This window comes from Mycobacterium colombiense CECT 3035, assembly GCF_002105755.1.
In the GTDB taxonomy this organism is placed as follows: domain Bacteria; phylum Actinomycetota; class Actinomycetes; order Mycobacteriales; family Mycobacteriaceae; genus Mycobacterium; species Mycobacterium colombiense.
The window spans coordinates 968,789-984,043 of sequence record NZ_CP020821.1 but is presented as its reverse complement, the minus strand read 5'-3'; the positions used below and the strand labels follow the sequence as shown (position 1 = coordinate 984,043).

At 67.0% G+C, this 15,255-nt stretch carries 20 protein-coding genes and 1 tRNA gene; 8 read left to right on the top strand and 13 right to left on the bottom strand.

Translation table 11 applies throughout. From position 1 onward, the window contains the following. The first annotated feature begins 6 nt into the window (after nt 1–6). The 3 genes from B9D87_RS04630 (at nt 7) to B9D87_RS04620 (ending at nt 2,731) form a co-directional block, all read left to right on the top strand. Nucleotides 7–1,563 (top strand): succinic semialdehyde dehydrogenase, encoded by a 1,557-nt coding sequence (locus B9D87_RS04630; RefSeq protein ID WP_007775883.1) that lies wholly within the window; start codon nt 7–9, stop codon nt 1,561–1,563. 76 nt (nt 1,564–1,639) lie between these two features. Further along, nucleotides 1,640–2,218 carry a cyclic nucleotide-binding domain-containing protein gene (locus B9D87_RS04625; protein WP_007775886.1) on the top strand — a complete coding sequence of 193 codons (579 nt, stop codon included), beginning with the start codon at nt 1,640–1,642 and terminating at the stop codon, nt 2,216–2,218. A gap of 78 nt (nt 2,219–2,296) precedes the next feature. Beyond that, nucleotides 2,297–2,731, top strand: coding sequence for a DUF4383 domain-containing protein (locus B9D87_RS04620; protein ID WP_007775892.1), 435 nt, complete (start codon nt 2,297–2,299; stop codon nt 2,729–2,731). 16 nt (nt 2,732–2,747) lie between these two features. Here the strand turns inward: B9D87_RS04620 and B9D87_RS04615 are convergent, their stop codons facing one another. Next, on the bottom strand, nt 2,748–3,233 hold the full coding sequence (locus tag B9D87_RS04615) for a pyridoxamine 5'-phosphate oxidase family protein (protein WP_007775895.1): 486 nt from the start codon (nt 3,231–3,233) through the stop codon (nt 2,748–2,750). 50 nt (nt 3,234–3,283) lie between these two features. Next, on the bottom strand, nt 3,284–3,583 hold the full coding sequence (locus B9D87_RS04610) for a hypothetical protein (RefSeq protein WP_007775898.1): 300 nt from the start codon (nt 3,581–3,583) through the stop codon (nt 3,284–3,286). A gap of 321 nt (nt 3,584–3,904) precedes the next feature. On the opposite strand from B9D87_RS04610, the gene B9D87_RS04605 reads away from it, so the two are divergent. After that, complete coding sequence (locus B9D87_RS04605) at nt 3,905–4,576, top strand: DUF2510 domain-containing protein (RefSeq protein ID WP_007775900.1); 672 nt, start codon at nt 3,905–3,907, stop codon at nt 4,574–4,576. Between the two features lie 9 nt (nt 4,577–4,585). Here B9D87_RS04605 and B9D87_RS04600 read toward each other — a convergent pair whose 3' ends face one another. After that, nucleotides 4,586–4,921, bottom strand: coding sequence for a hypothetical protein (locus B9D87_RS04600; protein ID WP_007775902.1), 336 nt, complete (start codon nt 4,919–4,921; stop codon nt 4,586–4,588). Between the two features lie 319 nt (nt 4,922–5,240). Between B9D87_RS04600 and B9D87_RS04595 the strand changes: the two genes are divergently transcribed. From B9D87_RS04595 to B9D87_RS04580, 4 genes are all read left to right on the top strand, one after another. Then, the gene (locus tag B9D87_RS04595; protein WP_040631789.1) at nt 5,241–5,420 is read left to right on the top strand and encodes a hypothetical protein; all 180 of its coding nucleotides are present in this window, start codon (nt 5,241–5,243) and stop codon (nt 5,418–5,420) included. Nucleotides 5,421–5,813: 393 nt separating this feature from the next. Next, complete coding sequence (locus B9D87_RS04590) at nt 5,814–6,116, top strand: hypothetical protein (RefSeq protein WP_007775905.1); 303 nt, start codon at nt 5,814–5,816, stop codon at nt 6,114–6,116. Nucleotides 6,117–6,300: 184 nt separating this feature from the next. Continuing rightward, nucleotides 6,301–6,645 (top strand): DUF732 domain-containing protein, encoded by a 345-nt coding sequence (locus B9D87_RS04585; protein ID WP_007775907.1) that lies wholly within the window; start codon nt 6,301–6,303, stop codon nt 6,643–6,645. 55 nt (nt 6,646–6,700) lie between these two features. After that, the gene (locus B9D87_RS04580) at nt 6,701–7,171 is read left to right on the top strand and encodes a hypothetical protein (RefSeq protein ID WP_007775909.1); all 471 of its coding nucleotides are present in this window, start codon (nt 6,701–6,703) and stop codon (nt 7,169–7,171) included. A 623-nt stretch (nt 7,172–7,794) separates the two neighbouring features. On the opposite strand, the gene B9D87_RS04575 is transcribed toward B9D87_RS04580, so the two are convergent. The 10 genes from B9D87_RS04575 to B9D87_RS04535 form a co-directional block, all read right to left on the bottom strand. Next, nucleotides 7,795–8,064, bottom strand: coding sequence for a hypothetical protein (locus B9D87_RS04575; RefSeq protein ID WP_148664684.1), 270 nt, complete (start codon nt 8,062–8,064; stop codon nt 7,795–7,797). Further along, the gene (locus B9D87_RS04570) at nt 8,064–8,432 is read right to left on the bottom strand and encodes a hypothetical protein (RefSeq protein WP_007775912.1); all 369 of its coding nucleotides are present in this window, start codon (nt 8,430–8,432) and stop codon (nt 8,064–8,066) included. Before B9D87_RS04570 ends, B9D87_RS04575 begins: the two co-directional genes overlap by 1 nt. Before the next feature lie 417 nt (nt 8,433–8,849). Next, complete coding sequence (locus tag B9D87_RS26820) at nt 8,850–9,110, bottom strand: hypothetical protein (RefSeq protein ID WP_148664683.1); 261 nt, start codon at nt 9,108–9,110, stop codon at nt 8,850–8,852. Nucleotides 9,111–9,275: 165 nt separating this feature from the next. Then, nucleotides 9,276–10,124, bottom strand: a complete 849-nt coding sequence (locus B9D87_RS04565; protein ID WP_007775915.1) for a phage major capsid protein — start codon at nt 10,122–10,124, stop codon at nt 9,276–9,278. Between the two features lie 156 nt (nt 10,125–10,280). Next, nucleotides 10,281–10,799, bottom strand: a complete 519-nt coding sequence (locus B9D87_RS04560; RefSeq protein WP_007775918.1) for a hypothetical protein — start codon at nt 10,797–10,799, stop codon at nt 10,281–10,283. Further along, the gene (locus B9D87_RS04555; protein ID WP_007775919.1) at nt 10,796–11,083 is read right to left on the bottom strand and encodes a hypothetical protein; all 288 of its coding nucleotides are present in this window, start codon (nt 11,081–11,083) and stop codon (nt 10,796–10,798) included. Before B9D87_RS04555 ends, B9D87_RS04560 begins: the two co-directional genes overlap by 4 nt. 516 nt (nt 11,084–11,599) lie before the next feature. Next, a complete protein-coding gene (locus B9D87_RS04550) occupies nt 11,600–13,003 on the bottom strand; it encodes an AAA family ATPase (RefSeq protein ID WP_007775921.1) in 1,404 nt (467 codons plus the stop codon). Nucleotides 13,004–13,327: 324 nt separating this feature from the next. Continuing rightward, on the bottom strand, nt 13,328–13,543 hold the full coding sequence (locus B9D87_RS04545; RefSeq protein WP_007775923.1) for a helix-turn-helix domain-containing protein: 216 nt from the start codon (nt 13,541–13,543) through the stop codon (nt 13,328–13,330). A gap of 244 nt (nt 13,544–13,787) precedes the next feature. After that, nucleotides 13,788–14,981 carry a tyrosine-type recombinase/integrase gene (locus tag B9D87_RS04540; RefSeq protein ID WP_007775925.1) on the bottom strand — a complete coding sequence of 398 codons (1,194 nt, stop codon included), beginning with the start codon at nt 14,979–14,981 and terminating at the stop codon, nt 13,788–13,790. A 91-nt stretch (nt 14,982–15,072) separates the two neighbouring features. After that, a tRNA-Pro gene (locus B9D87_RS04535) sits at nt 15,073–15,146 on the bottom strand. Between the last annotated feature and the right edge of the window lie 109 nt (nt 15,147–15,255).

Here is a 15,255-nt window from a genome sequence, read left to right as displayed (position 1 = left end):
GATGACATGCCCGCACCGTCAGCCGAGGTCTTCGACCGTTTGCGCCAGCTCGCCGCGATCAAGGACATCACCGCACGCCAGACAAAGACGATCGACGAGGTGTTCACGGGCAGGCCTTTGACCACCATCCCGATCGGCACGGCCGAAGACGTCGAGGCCGCGTTCGCCGAGGCGCGCGCGGCCCAGGCCGCCTGGGCGAACCGCCCGGTCACCGAGCGCGTCGCCATCATCGCCCGGTACCGCGACCTCGTCGTGAAGAACCGCGAGTTCCTGATGGACCTCCTGCAGGCCGAGGCCGGCAAGGCCCGCTGGGCGGCGCAGGAGGAAATCATCGACCTGATGGCCAACGCGAACTACTACGCCGGCGTGGCCGCGGACCTGCTCAAGCCCCACACGGTGCCCGCGCTGCTGCCCGGGATCGGCAAGACCACGGTCGCTTACCAGCCCAAGGGTGTGGTCGGGGTGATTTCGCCGTGGAACTACCCCATGACGCTGACGGTGTCCGACTCGGTGCCGGCGCTGCTGGCGGGCAACGCGGTGGTGCTCAAGCCGGACAGCCAGACCCCGTACTGCGCGCTCGCGTGCGCCGAGCTGCTCTATGAGGCCGGCCTGCCGCGGGCGCTGTACGCGATCGTGCCCGGACCGGGCTCGGTGGTCGGCACCGCGATCATCGACAACTGCGACTACTTGATGTTCACCGGTTCGACCGCCACCGGCAGGCAGCTCGCCGAACACGCGGGCCGCCGGCTGATCGGTTTCTCGGCCGAACTCGGCGGCAAGAACGCGATGATCGTGACGCGGGGGGCCAACCTGGACAAGGCCGCCAAGGCGGCCACCCGCGCGTGCTTCTCGAACGCGGGCCAGCTGTGCATCTCCATCGAGCGGATCTACGTGGAGAAGGACATCGCCGACGATTTCATCGGCAAGTTCGGTGCCGCCGTCCGAAACATGAAGCTGGGCACAGCATATGACTTCTCGGTCGACATGGGCAGCCTGATCTCCGCGGGTCAGCTCGACACCGTGACAGACCACGTCGACGACGCGAAAGCCAAGGGCGCCAAGGTGATTGCGGGCGGTAAGGCCCGGCCCGACGTCGGGCCACTGTTCTACGAGCCGACGGTGCTGACCGACGTCACGCAGGAGATGGAGTGCGCGGCCAACGAGACGTTCGGGCCGGTTGTCTCGATCTATCCCGTCGCCGACGTGGAGGAGGCCGTCGAGAAGGCCAACGACACCGAGTACGGGCTCAACGCCAGCGTATGGGCAGGATCCTCGGCCGAGGGCGAGCGGGTCGCCGCGCGGTTGCGGTCGGGGACGGTCAATGTCAACGAGGGCTACGCGTTCGCGTGGGGCAGCCTCAGCGCGCCGATGGGCGGCATGGGCCAGTCCGGCGTCGGTCGCAGGCACGGTCCCGAGGGCCTGCTGAAGTACACCGAATCGCAGACGATCGCGACCGCACGCGTGTTCAATCTCGATCCGCCCCTTGGCATTCCGGGCAAACTCTGGCAGAAGTCGCTGCTGCCCATCGTGCGGACGGTATCGAAGCTTCCCGGCCGAAAGTAAGTTTCGCCGGCGGCCCGTCGTAAATCGGCGTTACGCTCATCGATGTCAGCGGCGCATCGCACGTCAGGAGTCCGCTATGAAGGCCGACGAGAAGCAGTATGAGCAAGACGCTCGGCGGCTACGCGAGTACGCCACGTTCGGGAACTTCTCGGACGCCCAACTGCAGCGTCTGGCCCGAGTGGCTCATCGCGCCACGACGTCGGCGGCGTTGCCGCTGATTCACGAGCAGACCCCGTCGGACTCCTGCTACATCCTGCTCAGCGGGGAGGTCGGCGTGTACATCGGCCGGGACCGCGTCGCGGCGCTGGGGCCGGGCGAGGTGATCGGCGAATCGGCGCTGCACCGCGGCAGACTGCGTTCCGCGACCGTGACGACGATGGGGCCGGCCGAGTTATTGCGGATCGAACGCGACGATCTCGCCGCGTTGCTCGACGAGATACCCGCGCTTCGCGACATCATCGATGCGTCCGTCGCGCGGCACGTGCCCGTCGAGCTGCCGCCGAAGCCGAAACCACCGTTCTCCAGGATGGGCGCCGCGGTCCGCACCGACCTGGTCGAGCGTTTTGAGCAGGCCGCCGTCAGCGCCGGTGTGGACGTCGCGACCGCGCTCGAAGACGCGCTCACCCGGTGGATCGAACGCGACGGCACCACCTAGCTTGTGGCGTTTCGTTGACCCCGATCTACTACCGAGCGTAGTATTCGGGCCATCTCGCCACGCACAAGGGGGTGCACTGTGAGGTGGAGCTTCGCCCAGGTCGGGCTGCTGATCATCTGCGTTTTCCATGTCGTCCAGGCGGTGATCGGGTTCATCCTCAATCCCAGCTTCGCGACCGGGCCCGACGCGCCGACCGTGCAGCTGCTCGGCATGGACTACAACGGCTGGCACGCCGTCGCCGGCTTGGCGCTGTTCGCGCCGGGGCTGGTCTTCGCCATTCGCAAGTCGTGGTCGGTGTTGTACCTGCTGCTGGCCGCGATAGCCGGTGCGCTGCCGGGCATTTGGGCCTTCTTCTCGCATCAGGTCGCGTTCGTGTTCACCTTTCCCAACAACACGGTCGACGCGGTGGTGCACCTGGTGACCGCCGCGATCATGGCGGTCGTCGCCGCCGTGCAGATCCGGATGGACGGTGGGCTGCGAAACTCGCTCGCCGATCTCCGGAAAGCGCCGTAACGCAAGGGGTTTGGGGCTAGCCGTCGTTGACGAGTTTCGCGAGAAAGGCCGGTAGCCGGCCGGCGCCGAAGTCGTAAAACCGCGCCCATTTCGGCTCGATCGAGATGCGCACCATCTGCTTGTACGTCGATTGCACGTTGCGTTCGAACTCGGCGAGTTGGGGTTCGGCCAGTGAGCTTCTCGCTGCCGCGAGGTACTCCTCGGTGACGCCGTCGACCGTTTCCAGCGTGGCGAGGCCACGCACCAGCAGGGCCCTCGCCTCTTCCGGCGTGGAGCCGGTGTCGATCGTCACCGCGACTTGCGGACGTGACGAAAGCGCTTGCGCCTTCGGCGAGGTCGGGGCCGTCGATACAACGATGCGGTCGCCGGTCCAGTAGAACCCGACCGGGACGACGCGCGGAAAGCCATCGTGTCCGTTGTAGGCGAGCCGCGCCATGGAGCCCGCCAGCAGCTTCTGCGCGCCGGGGTGGTTGAGCTCACGGGCCAGATCCTGCGGGTTCATCACACTCGTAGTCCTACCCCTTCGGACACGAAATTGTGTAGTGCTCGCTGCTACTCGGTGCCGCCGACGGCGCCGAGGCGCTCGCCGACCCGGGCCAGTGCCTCGTCGAAGATCTCCAGCTTTTCGCCGCGCTTCTCGTTGGCCGGCTGGGCGGAGCCGCGGGCGCCTTCGGCCGCCACCCGAGCCGCGCCCTGACGCCGCAACAGGCTGAAGTTCTTCTCGCGCGCTTGCCGAAGCCTGCTCTGTAAGTCCTTGAGCGACTTCTCATCCATGCGCGTGAGAGCCTCGGGATGGCTCTCGCCGATCAACGAGCTCTCCTGCGGGGTCAGGTTCACGTGGTGGGTGCTCACGTTTAGATTCATAGCCCGCACCGGACGCGTCGACGCGCCGAACGCCGAACCGTCACGCGGGTGCCATCTCGAGTTCACATCGCCGGCGCGTTACGCGCCCGCCGCCCTCATACCCGTGCAGCGCCTACGCTTGGCGGAGCGGCTGATTGCGGTCCCCGGGGTCTTCGGATTGCACGCCGCGGATAGTCCGTCGGTCGACGAAGGAGGTTGCGATGGCCAAGCAATCAGAGCGGGACGACGACGAGCCCAAGGGTGGCCGCCCCGGTCCGGCGGACCATGGGCGCGAAGGCGGGATGGCGACGGCACGGCGAAAATGGGTAGATGCCGTCTGAACAGGCGCCGCCCCCGCCGAAATCGGCGCCGGGCTGGTACCCCGACCCCGCCGTTGGTCACGGGCTGCAGCGGTACTTCGACGGCACCAGCTGGACCAGCGAGTGGGCGTTCTCCGCGGAGCCGCCGAAGAAGGGCCTGTCCGGAAAGGCGGTCCTGGCGGTGTCGGCCCTGTGCGTCCTCGTCCTCCTGATCATCGTGGGCAAAAGCTGGATCTTCGACCCCAGGAAGGCCAGCCACTCGACCCCATCGAGCAGTTCGGTCGCCGCGGGACCGACCGAGCCGGCGCCGTCGACACCGGCCGGCCCCAAGAAACCCGAGGGCGTCACCTTCTCCACGGCGCCGGGCCCGAACGGCGACGTGGTCGACGCCCGATTCGCCATTCGCGACAACTACACCGAGCAGCTGATCAGGGACGGCGCCCGGCTGGACACCATCGACATCCTCAAGTACGCAAGAGCGACCTATCCCGACGCGTCCGCGGTGAACGTGCAGGGCAGCTTCCCGATGACCGACCCGTACGGCAACACCTCGACCCAGGTGGCCATCGACCTCACGTATTCGCGGGCCACGTTGGACAAGATCAACTTCGACGGCATCAGCAAGACCAGCATCTGGGAGATCCGCGACTCCGGCTTCGTTCTTCCGGCCTTCCAGCCGTAGCCACGCCCGCTACTTCAAGGGGGTGCGGCCGTCCTCGTACCGGACGGCCGCCACCATTGCCACGGCGAGCAGGACCAGCAGCGGCACGAACACCAGTGGGTACGCCGCGACCGCGGCCATGGCCAGCAGCGAGCCCGGCACCAGCAACGCCAACGCGGCCGTCGGATGCTTCTCGATCAGAGGGACGATTCCCGCGAGCGCCGCGAATGCTTCCGCGGCCTGCTGATACCGATCCGGCCAGGCTTCGTCGTATGGGCTGCGGGTCTCCAAGCCGCACCCAGTGCAGTTGCGCCAATAGGAGTAGCGGGTTTCCAGGCCGCAGCCCATGCAGGTGTGCGTGGTCATCGGAGGCCATGCTCTCATCGCGCCGGGTGGTTGCGGGCGAGGGGGCCACCGCCTCCTGCGGCGTTCTAACCCTGGGCGGGCCGACAGGATCGAACCTGCGACTGGTTGCCCTCGAATCCGAAGGGCCCCTCCCGGGATTTGCCCACCCCCTCCAGGGCCTGAACTGCAGTTATGCGGCCACGAAGTGCCGCCCAAGCGATGTGGGGTTCCCCACAATGGGTGCGGAAAGGGGGGTGACTGGTAACCCTGGAGCCGTGTCCCAGACCCGAGCCGGGAAAGCGCAAAGCGCCGACCCACTACAGGAAGGAAACACACACCGATGAAGAAAAAGATTCTGATATCGGCCACAGTCGCCACGGGGCTGCTGATGGGCTTGGCCCCGGCGGCTAACGCCGGGATCATCACGGATGCGGTCGTTGGTCACGACATCCATAAAGCTGTGGAGCACCACGACCAGCACCAGCAGCAGCAGCCGGCACCTCCGGCGCCGCAGCGCTAAGAAAGACAACGACCAGCCCCCCGTTTGCCGATAGGCCGGGGGGCTGGCGCATATCTGAGGACTTGCTGGCGACGCCGGTTCCACCATGACCGCGACTGGCCAGCGGTTCCACCCGCAACACTCAGCGCGTGGCCGAAGTAATAGTGCTATGGGCTACAACAACTCTGGTCGGGCTGACAGGATTTGAACCTGCGACCACTTGACCCCCAGATATGTTTTCTGCGTAAATGCGTGTTGCCGTATGGTAATTTTACCAGCTCAAACCGGCTATTGCCGCCGGCTTACATCCGCTCTCATCGCCCAAAGGGCGTACAAAAGGGCGTACGGATCAAACAGTGTTTGACGTAAATCAACTACCTGCCAAGCCCCACCTATGGAGCTACCGTCGGCCCCATGACGACCACCGCTACCCCGCCCATCACGATCATCCGCCACGCCCCGCCGGACCCGGCCGACATCGAGCCGGGCCGCGGCTGGTGCGGCGTCGCCGCGGCAATCATCGCCGGCCGCGTAATCGGCGAGCTCTGGCACTACATCGACACCGACGGCGCGATCACGCACGACGCCGAGATCAACATCGACGGCCACGGCGACAGCGCGTCGCTCGTCAAACTGCAGGACCCGGTCGACCTGCGTCGCCTCGCTACCGTGGCCTGTCTACTGGCCCATGAGCTAGACGCCGTCACGAACAGGTAGAACTTCCACGCCTACTTTCACAATCACCGGCCCGCAGCCTTCCCCCACTTGGGGACGCGCACCGGCACCGACGTGCGCAACGCCGGCCAGGCCGCGCCAGGCGAGCGCGCCCGCGTCGATATTCAAGCCAGACGGATAGAACAAATCGCCGCGGACGACACATGTCATAAGAAACAATTGACCGATGCGCGCAAGACCTATCGTCCTGACCGTAGTCGCGGCCGCAGCCGCGATAACACTCGCCGCCCCGGCCCGCGCCGACGACACCGACGACAATTTTTGGGCGATCGTGCAAACCTTCGAAATGGGACCGAAGGTCACCAAAGGCGTGGCGCTGAGCCAAGCCAAAACCTTCTGCGGCGACCTGCGCCGGGGCGACAGCGACGAGACACCAGCCCAGCAGACCGCGGACGAAGGCGCGTGGCTGGCCAACTGGGCGAACACCACCGAATACAAAGCGGGCGAGTTCCTCGGCGTCGCGATCAACACGTACTGCCCTGAGCAGATGTCCGCCGTGCAAGGCGGCTGAAGATTTTGCCGCGCGCGGCCTCGGATTGTTGCCGCAGCTCACGCTAGGGTTGCGCATGGCCACGGCAGGCAACGTGCTCGTGCTCCTGGGCACGATCGTGACGGCCTGCAGTCTGTTGGTGATGTGGCACCAGAACTCCGACACACTGCAGAAGTGGCGCGCATCGCTGCGCAACCTCGGCGCGAAAGCCAGGCGGTGGGCGCGCTTCGGCCGGCCAGTGCACCACACCGCTGAGGCCCACACGATAGTTGCGCCCACGATGACGGCGACCGCTCGAATGCTCACACCACGCATCGGCACTGACGCCGACCAACTGGCACGCATCGAGCGCGCGATCGACGAACTCGCCAACAAGACGGCCAACGAACGAGCAGACGATTCCAAACGCAACGCGGAGGCAATCAAGCAGGCAATCAGCGCCTACGGGGCAGAGCAGCGGGCCGCGACGCGGCGCCAGACGGCCATAGCCCTGCTTGGCGTCGCGCTGACGATAGCGGGCACCGTGTTACTCCTACTGGCCGGCTAAATGAGTTTCGTCGCCCCGGACCTCGAGCCCATCGAAGAACACCATTTCCACTTCGCCTGGCTCGCTGAGGAATTACGCTTTTGCACGCCAAACAACAACAAGGGGACGGGGACGCCGTGGGCCGAGTGACAATCGCATCGACTGCCGCGTTTGCAATGTGTGTGTTGCCGTTCATGCCAGCGGTGCCAAGCGATGCGAGCACGCCCACTTCTAACCCGATTCCCATAACGGGTCCGTGCGACATGCCGACCACCCGGGACCTGATTATCTGGGAACGTCGGCCACGCATCCCCGACAGCGCTTTCACAGTAGGTGACGCGGACCTCTCGCAATGCAAGCCCACCGTTGATACTTGGCCCGCGGGCGAGCCAACCGGCCCGGGTTACTGTTCCAAGATCGCGTGGGCTTCCGACAATCCTGGCTATGACACCGAGGCACGGCCGGCGCCGCCGTTGAAGAAAGTCATCGAATCAGTAGGCGACTGCTAGAGCCAACGTCGCCAGCTGTCCGCTCGCCGCCCACGCGCACGATCCGCGGCCGCCCAGCCTCGAGATCGGCGACGCGGCGCTCGATCTCGGCCAGCCGGCCCGGCAGCCGGCGCAGAAACCACCAGCAGCGCAGCATCACAAGTCCCGGTACTCGGCGAGCGGATCGACCGGCGGTGGCTCCACCAACCGCCGGTACGCGGCCTCCGGGATGACATGGTCTTCCCCCGGCGAAAGCTCAACCATCCGCGACCGCGGATCACTCAACGCGAGCAGCACGCCCTCTACGTTCGGCAGCTCCCACAGCGGCACCCGCAACACGCCATCCGCGCCCGGTGCGTAGCCACGACGGACCAGCGCGTCACGCAAACTGTTCGCGGCCTGCTCGGCCGCCGGCAGCATAGGCATCAGCCAGCCCCCGGCCGGCCGGTGCGCCGAGACCGGCCGGAACCGACACCAGCGCTGGCCTTTTGGGGATCGCTGGCCGCCGACAGCGCGTGCGGCAGGGACAGCCAGCGGAGGTGCTCCGCGGCTTTCGCGAGCTGTTGGCGCCGCTCGGCGAGCAGCCGCACCAGGTCGGAGTGCGACGTGCCCGGGTCGGTTGCGGCGGCCTCGATGCGGGCGGCCAGAATTTCGGCGCTGTCGGCGGCCGCGCACGCCGCATCGACGTGGAACGCTTCGCGCTCGTCCCACACCAGTTCGGTGCGGCCTAGTGCTTTGGCCTCACGCGCGAGCGCCGCGTCCAGCCCGGCGCGCAAATCGTCACCAGCAGACATGTGCCTGCTCCTTTCGGTCGTGGCCCAGCGGTGGGCCGTTCAACTTAGAAACTGTCTGGCGCTATGTACGGCCCGGGGCGGGGCGGCGCCGACTGGGGGCACTCCCCCACCCTTGGCGCAACCGCCGGCGACCACACGCCGGACGCGGCCGCGGCCGCCGCGCCAGCCAGAAGCGGCCGACGGATGCACGGCCGACAGGTGGGCGACGGCCGGCGCGGGGCGAGGCTACGGTTCCCCTGGCTCGGGTTCCGCGTGCGCCGGTCATGGCAAGGGCGCAGGGTGTCTCGACGTTCTCGAGCAGGTTATCCCTGTCGCCTTGCAGGGTCGGGACGTCCTTGTCGACCTGCGTGGTGTTGACGGGGCGCAGCGAGTGGCGCGGCAGCTCGGCGATGCACGGGTTGCGCGTCCAGCCCGACGTCATCGCCGACTCCACCTGTCTCGGCGGCCGGCGAACCTCTCACGCGGCGCGAATAATTCAGGGTTGTGATGTTCTGCGCATTCCTCGCAGATCAGCACGCAATTGGTGATGCTTTCGGGGCGTCTGCGCGAGAGGCGGTCCATCTTCAAATAGCGTTCGCCGTTGCCGCAGAAGACGCAGTAGCGGCCGAACTGTTCGGTGATGGCGGCGCGCAGCCTGTTCTCTGGCGTGCGACGTGTGTGGTCTGTGGCGGTGTCCACGGGTGGGGGTCCGTTCCGGTGGGGTGGGTGGGGTTGGTGGCCCCCGCGGGGGTCCGCGTTGAAAGGATGAAAGGACGCGGACCCCGCGGGGGTTGTGGCGGATACGGGCGCCGGCGCTGCCGCCGGCCAGGGTTATGTGAGCAGCCCGGCGCCCGTGCCCACGTTCTAGCTGCCGCTGATGTCGCCGACGGTGAAGCGGCCGATCCGCTCGGGGCGAACCAGGTTCCAGCCGATACGCCAGGTGGCCTTGACCACGGTGGCGTCGGCCTTGAACGCGGCGTGCTCGGACTGCGAAACCCGAACCGGGCCAACGGCGCTGGCGATCGCGGTGCGGTCCACTACGAGGCCGCTGTGCTCGGGGATGAACCGGGAGCGCAGCACCGGCAGGCTGAGCAGCATCGGCGCGGCGTCGGTCGTGCCAGCGCCCAGCAGGCTCTCGTTGTAGGTCTCGGCAACCTTCAACTTGCGGAACGCGGCCCAGCTCAACGGATCCAGCACGATCGCGGAAGGTGTGGCGCCCTGGACCTCGAGCTCGGCCAGCAAGTCGACCAGGACATCGAGCGACTTGTCGACGGGCGCCGAGGCGTCGGTGACTCCGGTCGCGTGTAGCAGCCCGGTCGGGTTAGCCGCGTCGCCCAGGAAGCTGGCGTCGGCTTTGCGGACCAGGTCGCGGGCGAACGACGCTGCGACGCGCGCCGCGGTCGGGGCCTGCCGGAATTGCTCGTTGGAGAGGGTGGCCAGGCGGGCGATCTTCTTGGTGTGCACCAAGACCTCGTCGAGGCCGGCTTCCTCGTCGTCGATGGTGGCGCCCTCGGCGACGTACTTGGCGCCGTCGCCGGTCTGGCCGGCGTCGGTCACGAACGCGACGTGCAGGGCGGGCTGGTCGCCGTCGATTTCACCGGAAACGGTCGAGGTTTGCAGCACGAGCGCCTGGGGCACCACGTCGTCGGCGGCGAAGGTTACCTCGTCGGGATGCCACCCGAAGGCGGTGTCGGTTGTGCGTTGGACAGTCATGGTTCACTCTTTCGAGTCGGGCGCGTGACCCAAATATGTTGAGCGCGCGCCGAATTTACGGGGATGGGTATCCGCTACGGTTCCGGCCGGGCGACGGTCTGCTCGGGCGCCGGTGCGCGCGTCCCCTAAAGCGTACCGTGCCGGGCCTGGTGCCGCTTATTCGTCGCGCGGGGCGAAAGCGGCCGCCCAGTTGTCTTTTCGTGGCGGTGACACGCCAGCGCCGCTGCGCATCCCCATCTGCCGGTTCACGGTCGGCCGTTGGATGCCAAGCGTTTCCTTCGCCGTGTTGACGGCCTCGGTGATCTTGGCGGGGTCGGGAAGCCCGTCGTCGCCGAGCAGGCCGGCGAGGTCGGTGATGGCGTGGACGGCAGCGGGTTTCACGCCGGCGCGTTCGATTGCGGCGTCGACGTGTAGGCGTTGTAGCCGTTCGATGGTCGCCGCATGGCCGGCTATCTGTTGTTCGAGCTCGCTGGCTCGCGCTTCGGCTGCTTGTGCACGCTCGCGGTAGACAGCGGCCCGGCCACGCGGGCGGCTGTCCTGTTCGCCGTCGTCGGCCGGAATGCCGTTCTCCCGTTCTTCTGGGGTATCGGGGCCAGCGGTGGGGTTTTCAACCGTGTCCGTTGACGTGGGCGGCGGGGCGGTGCTTTCGGCGGCGGTGGCTGCTTCGGTGGTCATCGCAGGTGGATTCCTCTCGCTTTCAGTGCTTCTCGGGTGATCGGGGCGGCCACCCAATCGGTTCGGGTGTACTGGTCGACTGCCACGGGCACGCCCGTTTCGGCGTCGACCCACACCTCGGTGTGGGTTATCTCGGCCGGGCCGGCCGGTATCGGCGGCAGTCCCTCGGGTGGGATGACGCGCGGCGCAGCGTCTTTCGGCGCCCGGTGCGCGCGGGCTTCGGCGAGGACGTCGCGGAGCTCGCTGATGTCGCGGTCGGGGTATGCCTCGGGTTGGCCAGTCATGGTTGGGGGTTTCCTTTCGTTTGGGCGGCGAGACGTTCCCGCCGTCGTCGATAGCCGGCCGCGTTCGCGGCCCGCTGGCAATGCCTGCAGCGTCGATGCCATCTGCCGCGGCGGTCCTGCCATACCAGGCAGTCGTTGAGCGAATGGCCGGCCGGCGCGCAGTGGGTTTTCGCCGCGTTCGCCCGTGCGGCCGGCGGGATCACCACCGTGACAGCGCGGTTCACGGCGCGGCCTCGCCTCGGTCAGGCCGGCCAACATTCCACGGGGCGTTCGGCAGGTCGGCGTGCCACACGCCCACCGGGTTGCCGTGCGTCGGCGCGGCGTTCGCGGCGTTGCTTGGACGTTTCCGGCCGAGCCAGTTCGGCCGGCGTCGGGGCTCCTCTCGCGTTCATGCCGTCAGCCTCCTTGTGCTGATCTGTCCACCCGTTGTCTGTCCACCCTGGGGGGCTATAGACCCCCCCAGGTGGATGGACATGTCCAAGTCGGGGTGGACAAGGGTGGACAAGGTGGACACGCTCATTCGCTGGCGACCTTCAGGAATGGGCGCTTCTCGGTGCCCGTGTTGGCCAGAGCGCCCTGTTTCAGCAGGTCATTTACTGCGCGGTGGAACGTGGCGCTAGGCATGTCGGCCACGGCGCGTAGGTCAGCTTTGGTTGCTCCAGTTTGGCCGAAATGGTGGACAAAGGTGGACATCAGCCGGTCTGCGCGATCCGTTTGTCCACCCAATCGGTGAATAGAAATCACGCCGGATCCGGTGCCCTCGATCAGCTCGAGCCGCAGCTCGTGATGGTCGGCTTCTGGCCCGTCCTTACGCTTCTCGCGCTCGAGGCTGATCATGCCGCAGTCCGCGTTGACCGCGTATACGGTGTCGGCGCCCGCCTCGAACACTGACGAGCCGCGGAACGTTTTGCCGTCCTTGCCGGTGTGGTGGACGCCGAGGACGACGCCGCGGCCGTCGGGCGTGGCTTCCCGCAGACGGGTGAGCGAGTCGACGACCTCGCCGCAGTCTTTGGCGCTGTTTTCGTCGGCGCCGACCATGCAGCGCGCCAACGTGTCCAAGACGATGAATCCGTAGCCGCCCCACTTGATGAGCGCGCCGAGCTCGCGGACGTCGGCCGGGCGTGTCAGGTTGATAGGGAGGGGCAACAATTCGAGGTTGTCGTCGTCGATAGTGGTGTGCCAACCGGCTTCCCATGCGGCGGCCCGCGCTTTGAATCCGTACGCGCCTTCGGCTGCGACGTACAGCGCGCGGCGCTTCCGGGTTGCGCGGCCTTGCCATGCGCGGGCGGTGGCAACGGACGCCGCCCAGTCGTACGCGATGAACGATTTGCAGGTTCCCCACTTGCCGTAGAGCAGCGCAACGGTGCCTTGGTCGAGCGTGTTGTCGATGAGCGGTTCGGGGTCGGGCAGATTGCGCAGCGCAGTGCGTGTGAGTAGTCGCGCGGCCAGCGCCGGCGGCCCGTTGTCAATTAGGTCGAGGTGGCCGGCGTCGGTGTTGCCGTTGCCGGGTGCCCAGGTGTCGTCTATGTCGGCGGGTCCGTGTTTGTCGGCGCCGGCTTGCGCTGATTTCAGCGTTGCCTCGATCTCGTTGCTAGGCAGCCCGCAGGCCCGGGCGGCGTCTTCCATTGCGTCGGTCACGATCTGGCGATCAACGTGGCGGGCGTCGGCTACTCGGTAGGCGCGTAGCGCGTTCACGTTGAGGGTGTGGTTGCGTGCGCCTTCGGGTGTTGCGGCGACTTCGCCGGCCAGGCGCTCGAGCGCCTTGTTGGCGTACGGGTCGTCGCCAAGCGGCCCGCTATACGAATGCTCAACCTCCGCCGGCGGCTTGGCTGGCCGCGGTGTGGGTGTCGCGTGTTCGCGGCATGGGCTGCCGCCGAGCCAGCAGAGCGTGCACGCAGTGCGTTGTTCGGGCACGGTCATGGTTGGCCTCGCTTGATCTGGTCGGCGCGGTGTTGGACGTTGCCGCCGGCGATGGCGTAGAAGTCGGAATCGCTCTCCGCGCGCTTGGCCATGCGTTCAAAGTTGCTGCGCCAGCGGGCATCCGCGGTGTAACCGCGGGCACAACCTGGTAGAATCGGCGGTGGATTTACCTGGTGGTGCGGGTATGTCTCCTCTGGTGGGAGGCCCGGTTCGTTTCGGCGGCCGGGCCTTTCGCATTTTGCGGTTGTCACTGTTAGGTCTCCCCTGTGGACGTGGGTTGCAGCCGGGGTCCGTGTTCGGGAAGTTGTTGACGCAGCGGCGTGTTTAGGCGGCGCCGGCCGGTTGGGTTGCCGCGGTGAGCCTTTCGATGTAGGCGTCGATGCTGGCGGCTGTGACGAATCCGCGGCGGCCGATGTTCACGTGGACGAGCTCGCCGCGTTTGATCAGTTGGTAGACGGTCGGCCGGCTGATGCCGCCGAGTGCGGCGCGGACGCCTTCGGTGCGGGTCATGCCGATCGGTACAAGTTGCTGGGTGGTCATGTGGTGGTCCTTCGCTTTGCGTTAACCGCCGTTATTGGGCGGCTTCTGCGATAAAGGCTTACACACGCGGACGATGCGAATCGATTTTGTGGGGGTCGTTGCACCCCAAACGTTTGCAGAGCGCTCTACACGTTCGGCGAATGCGAAAGATGCGCATGTGCTCGCATATGCGCGCACATGTCTACATATGTCGAACCGGCGCTGGCCGGTGGTTTTGCGGTTTGCTGGCGTTATGTAACGTCGGTCACAAACCCAGCGAATTGGCCAAACTGTCCACGGCCGCGCGTGCGGTTGCGTCCTCAGCGTGGCCGTAAATGTCGCCTGTGATCGAGATGGAGCTGTGCCCGAGCAGATCGGCGACCGCCTTGATGTGCACACCACCTTCGAGCCACGCCGATGCAGCGCTGTGGCGCAGCGTGTGAACGTAGACATCTTGCAGCCCAGCCTTTTTCGCCGCGGCCTGGATCACCCGTAGCAGGTTGCGCGGGTCGACCTGCGTACCAAACTCGGTCGGGAACACCAAATCGCTTTCACGCCATTGGTCGCCGGCCTGCAGCCGCTCCCGCTTCTGCCGGGCGCGGTGCGCGCGAAGCATTTCGACCACCGGGGCCGACAGCGGTATCTGTCGCCTCGAGCGTTCCGTCTTGGGCGGCGTGGTGACCAGCTTGCCGTCCACGCGCGCCACGGTCGCTGCGACCCGTAGCGCGCCGGTCTTGAGGTCGACGTGCTCCCACCGCAGCGCCGCGGCCTCTCCGCGACGCATCCCGGTCGACGCGATCAGCACCAGCGCCGGGTGGTACCGCGACGCCTTCGCGGCGTCGAGCAGTTTGATGACGGCGTCGCGGTCGAGGTGTCGGGCCTCTGTGCGCTCGACCCCGGGGCGTTTGACGGCGGCCGCTGGGTTCTTGCCCAGCAGGCCGTCGCGTACCGCTCCGTCTAGGCTGGCGCGGAGGACGGTGTACGTCGACCGGATCGTCGAGTCGGCCAGCGCCCGCACCGGGTCCGGGTTGGGGTTGTCGTCGGTCCGCTCCCCTGGCTTCATCTGTGCCCGCATGTCGAGGACTAGCTTCTCGACGTCGGACGGCCGAAGCCGGTCGAGCCGCACGCGACCGATCGGCGCCGCCTCGATGTGCTTGCGGCTCAGGCTGTCATACAGCGCCTTGGTTGCCTGGCTGCGGCCGGACGCCGCGAGCGTGGTGGCCCGCCAGTGGGACATCCACGCAGCCACGGTCGTGGTGGCGTCCCGCGGTGGCTGGCCCTCGTCGATCCTGTCGCGGACCTTCTTCAGCTCGGCCAGCGCCGCCTTCTGGGTGGCGCCGTAGACGCTGACCCGCTTCTGCTCGCCGGTGTCGGGGTCGCGGTAGCGCAACCGCGCCTCCCAACGCCCATTCGGACGCTGGTAGACGTTGCCCTGTGAGTTGGCGCGACGCTTCGCCATGCCGGTCAGTCTAGACCTGGTGGGCGTACTAAAGGGCGTACGCCGGAAATCTTCGCGTCATCGGCGGCGGTAAAACCGCCTCTGACCTGTGTCGGGCTGACAGGATTTGAACCTGCGACCACTTGACCCCCAGTCAAGTGCGCTACCAAACTGCGCCACAGCCCGCGCGCCGATGCGTGCACCGGCAGCAGGTCGAAAGCCTACCGTAAACGCGCGACGGACCCGCCAAGCGACCTCCCCCGGCTGGCGACCGAAGACCAATAGGTGAATCGCA

Coding starts and splice junctions, on each gene's coding strand:
- B9D87_RS04625 (WP_007775886.1), top strand. CDS start 1,640: ATGAAGGCCGACGAGAAGCAGTATGAGCAAGACGCTCGGCGGCTACGC.
- B9D87_RS04600 (WP_007775902.1), bottom strand. CDS start 4,921: ATGACCACGCACACCTGCATGGGCTGCGGCCTGGAAACCCGCTACTCC.
- B9D87_RS04540 (WP_007775925.1), bottom strand. CDS start 14,981: ATGGCGAAGCGTCGCGCCAACTCACAGGGCAACGTCTACCAGCGTCCG.
- B9D87_RS04585 (WP_007775907.1), top strand. CDS start 6,301: ATGCGCGCAAGACCTATCGTCCTGACCGTAGTCGCGGCCGCAGCCGCG.
- B9D87_RS04550 (WP_007775921.1), bottom strand. CDS start 13,003: ATGACCGTGCCCGAACAACGCACTGCGTGCACGCTCTGCTGGCTCGGC.
- B9D87_RS04555 (WP_007775919.1), bottom strand. CDS start 11,083: ATGACTGGCCAACCCGAGGCATACCCCGACCGCGACATCAGCGAGCTC.
- B9D87_RS04580 (WP_007775909.1), top strand. CDS start 6,701: ATGGCCACGGCAGGCAACGTGCTCGTGCTCCTGGGCACGATCGTGACG.
- B9D87_RS04545 (WP_007775923.1), bottom strand. CDS start 13,543: ATGACCACCCAGCAACTTGTACCGATCGGCATGACCCGCACCGAAGGC.
- B9D87_RS04605 (WP_007775900.1), top strand. CDS start 3,905: ATGCCGTCTGAACAGGCGCCGCCCCCGCCGAAATCGGCGCCGGGCTGG.
- B9D87_RS04565 (WP_007775915.1), bottom strand. CDS start 10,124: ATGACTGTCCAACGCACAACCGACACCGCCTTCGGGTGGCATCCCGAC.
- B9D87_RS04560 (WP_007775918.1), bottom strand. CDS start 10,799: ATGACCACCGAAGCAGCCACCGCCGCCGAAAGCACCGCCCCGCCGCCC.
- B9D87_RS04595 (WP_040631789.1), top strand. CDS start 5,241: ATGAAGAAAAAGATTCTGATATCGGCCACAGTCGCCACGGGGCTGCTG.
- B9D87_RS04575 (WP_148664684.1), bottom strand. CDS start 8,064: ATGCCTATGCTGCCGGCGGCCGAGCAGGCCGCGAACAGTTTGCGTGAC.
- B9D87_RS04570 (WP_007775912.1), bottom strand. CDS start 8,432: ATGTCTGCTGGTGACGATTTGCGCGCCGGGCTGGACGCGGCGCTCGCG.
- B9D87_RS04630 (WP_007775883.1), top strand. CDS start 7: ATGCCCGCACCGTCAGCCGAGGTCTTCGACCGTTTGCGCCAGCTCGCC.
- B9D87_RS04615 (WP_007775895.1), bottom strand. CDS start 3,233: ATGAACCCGCAGGATCTGGCCCGTGAGCTCAACCACCCCGGCGCGCAG.
- B9D87_RS04590 (WP_007775905.1), top strand. CDS start 5,814: ATGACGACCACCGCTACCCCGCCCATCACGATCATCCGCCACGCCCCG.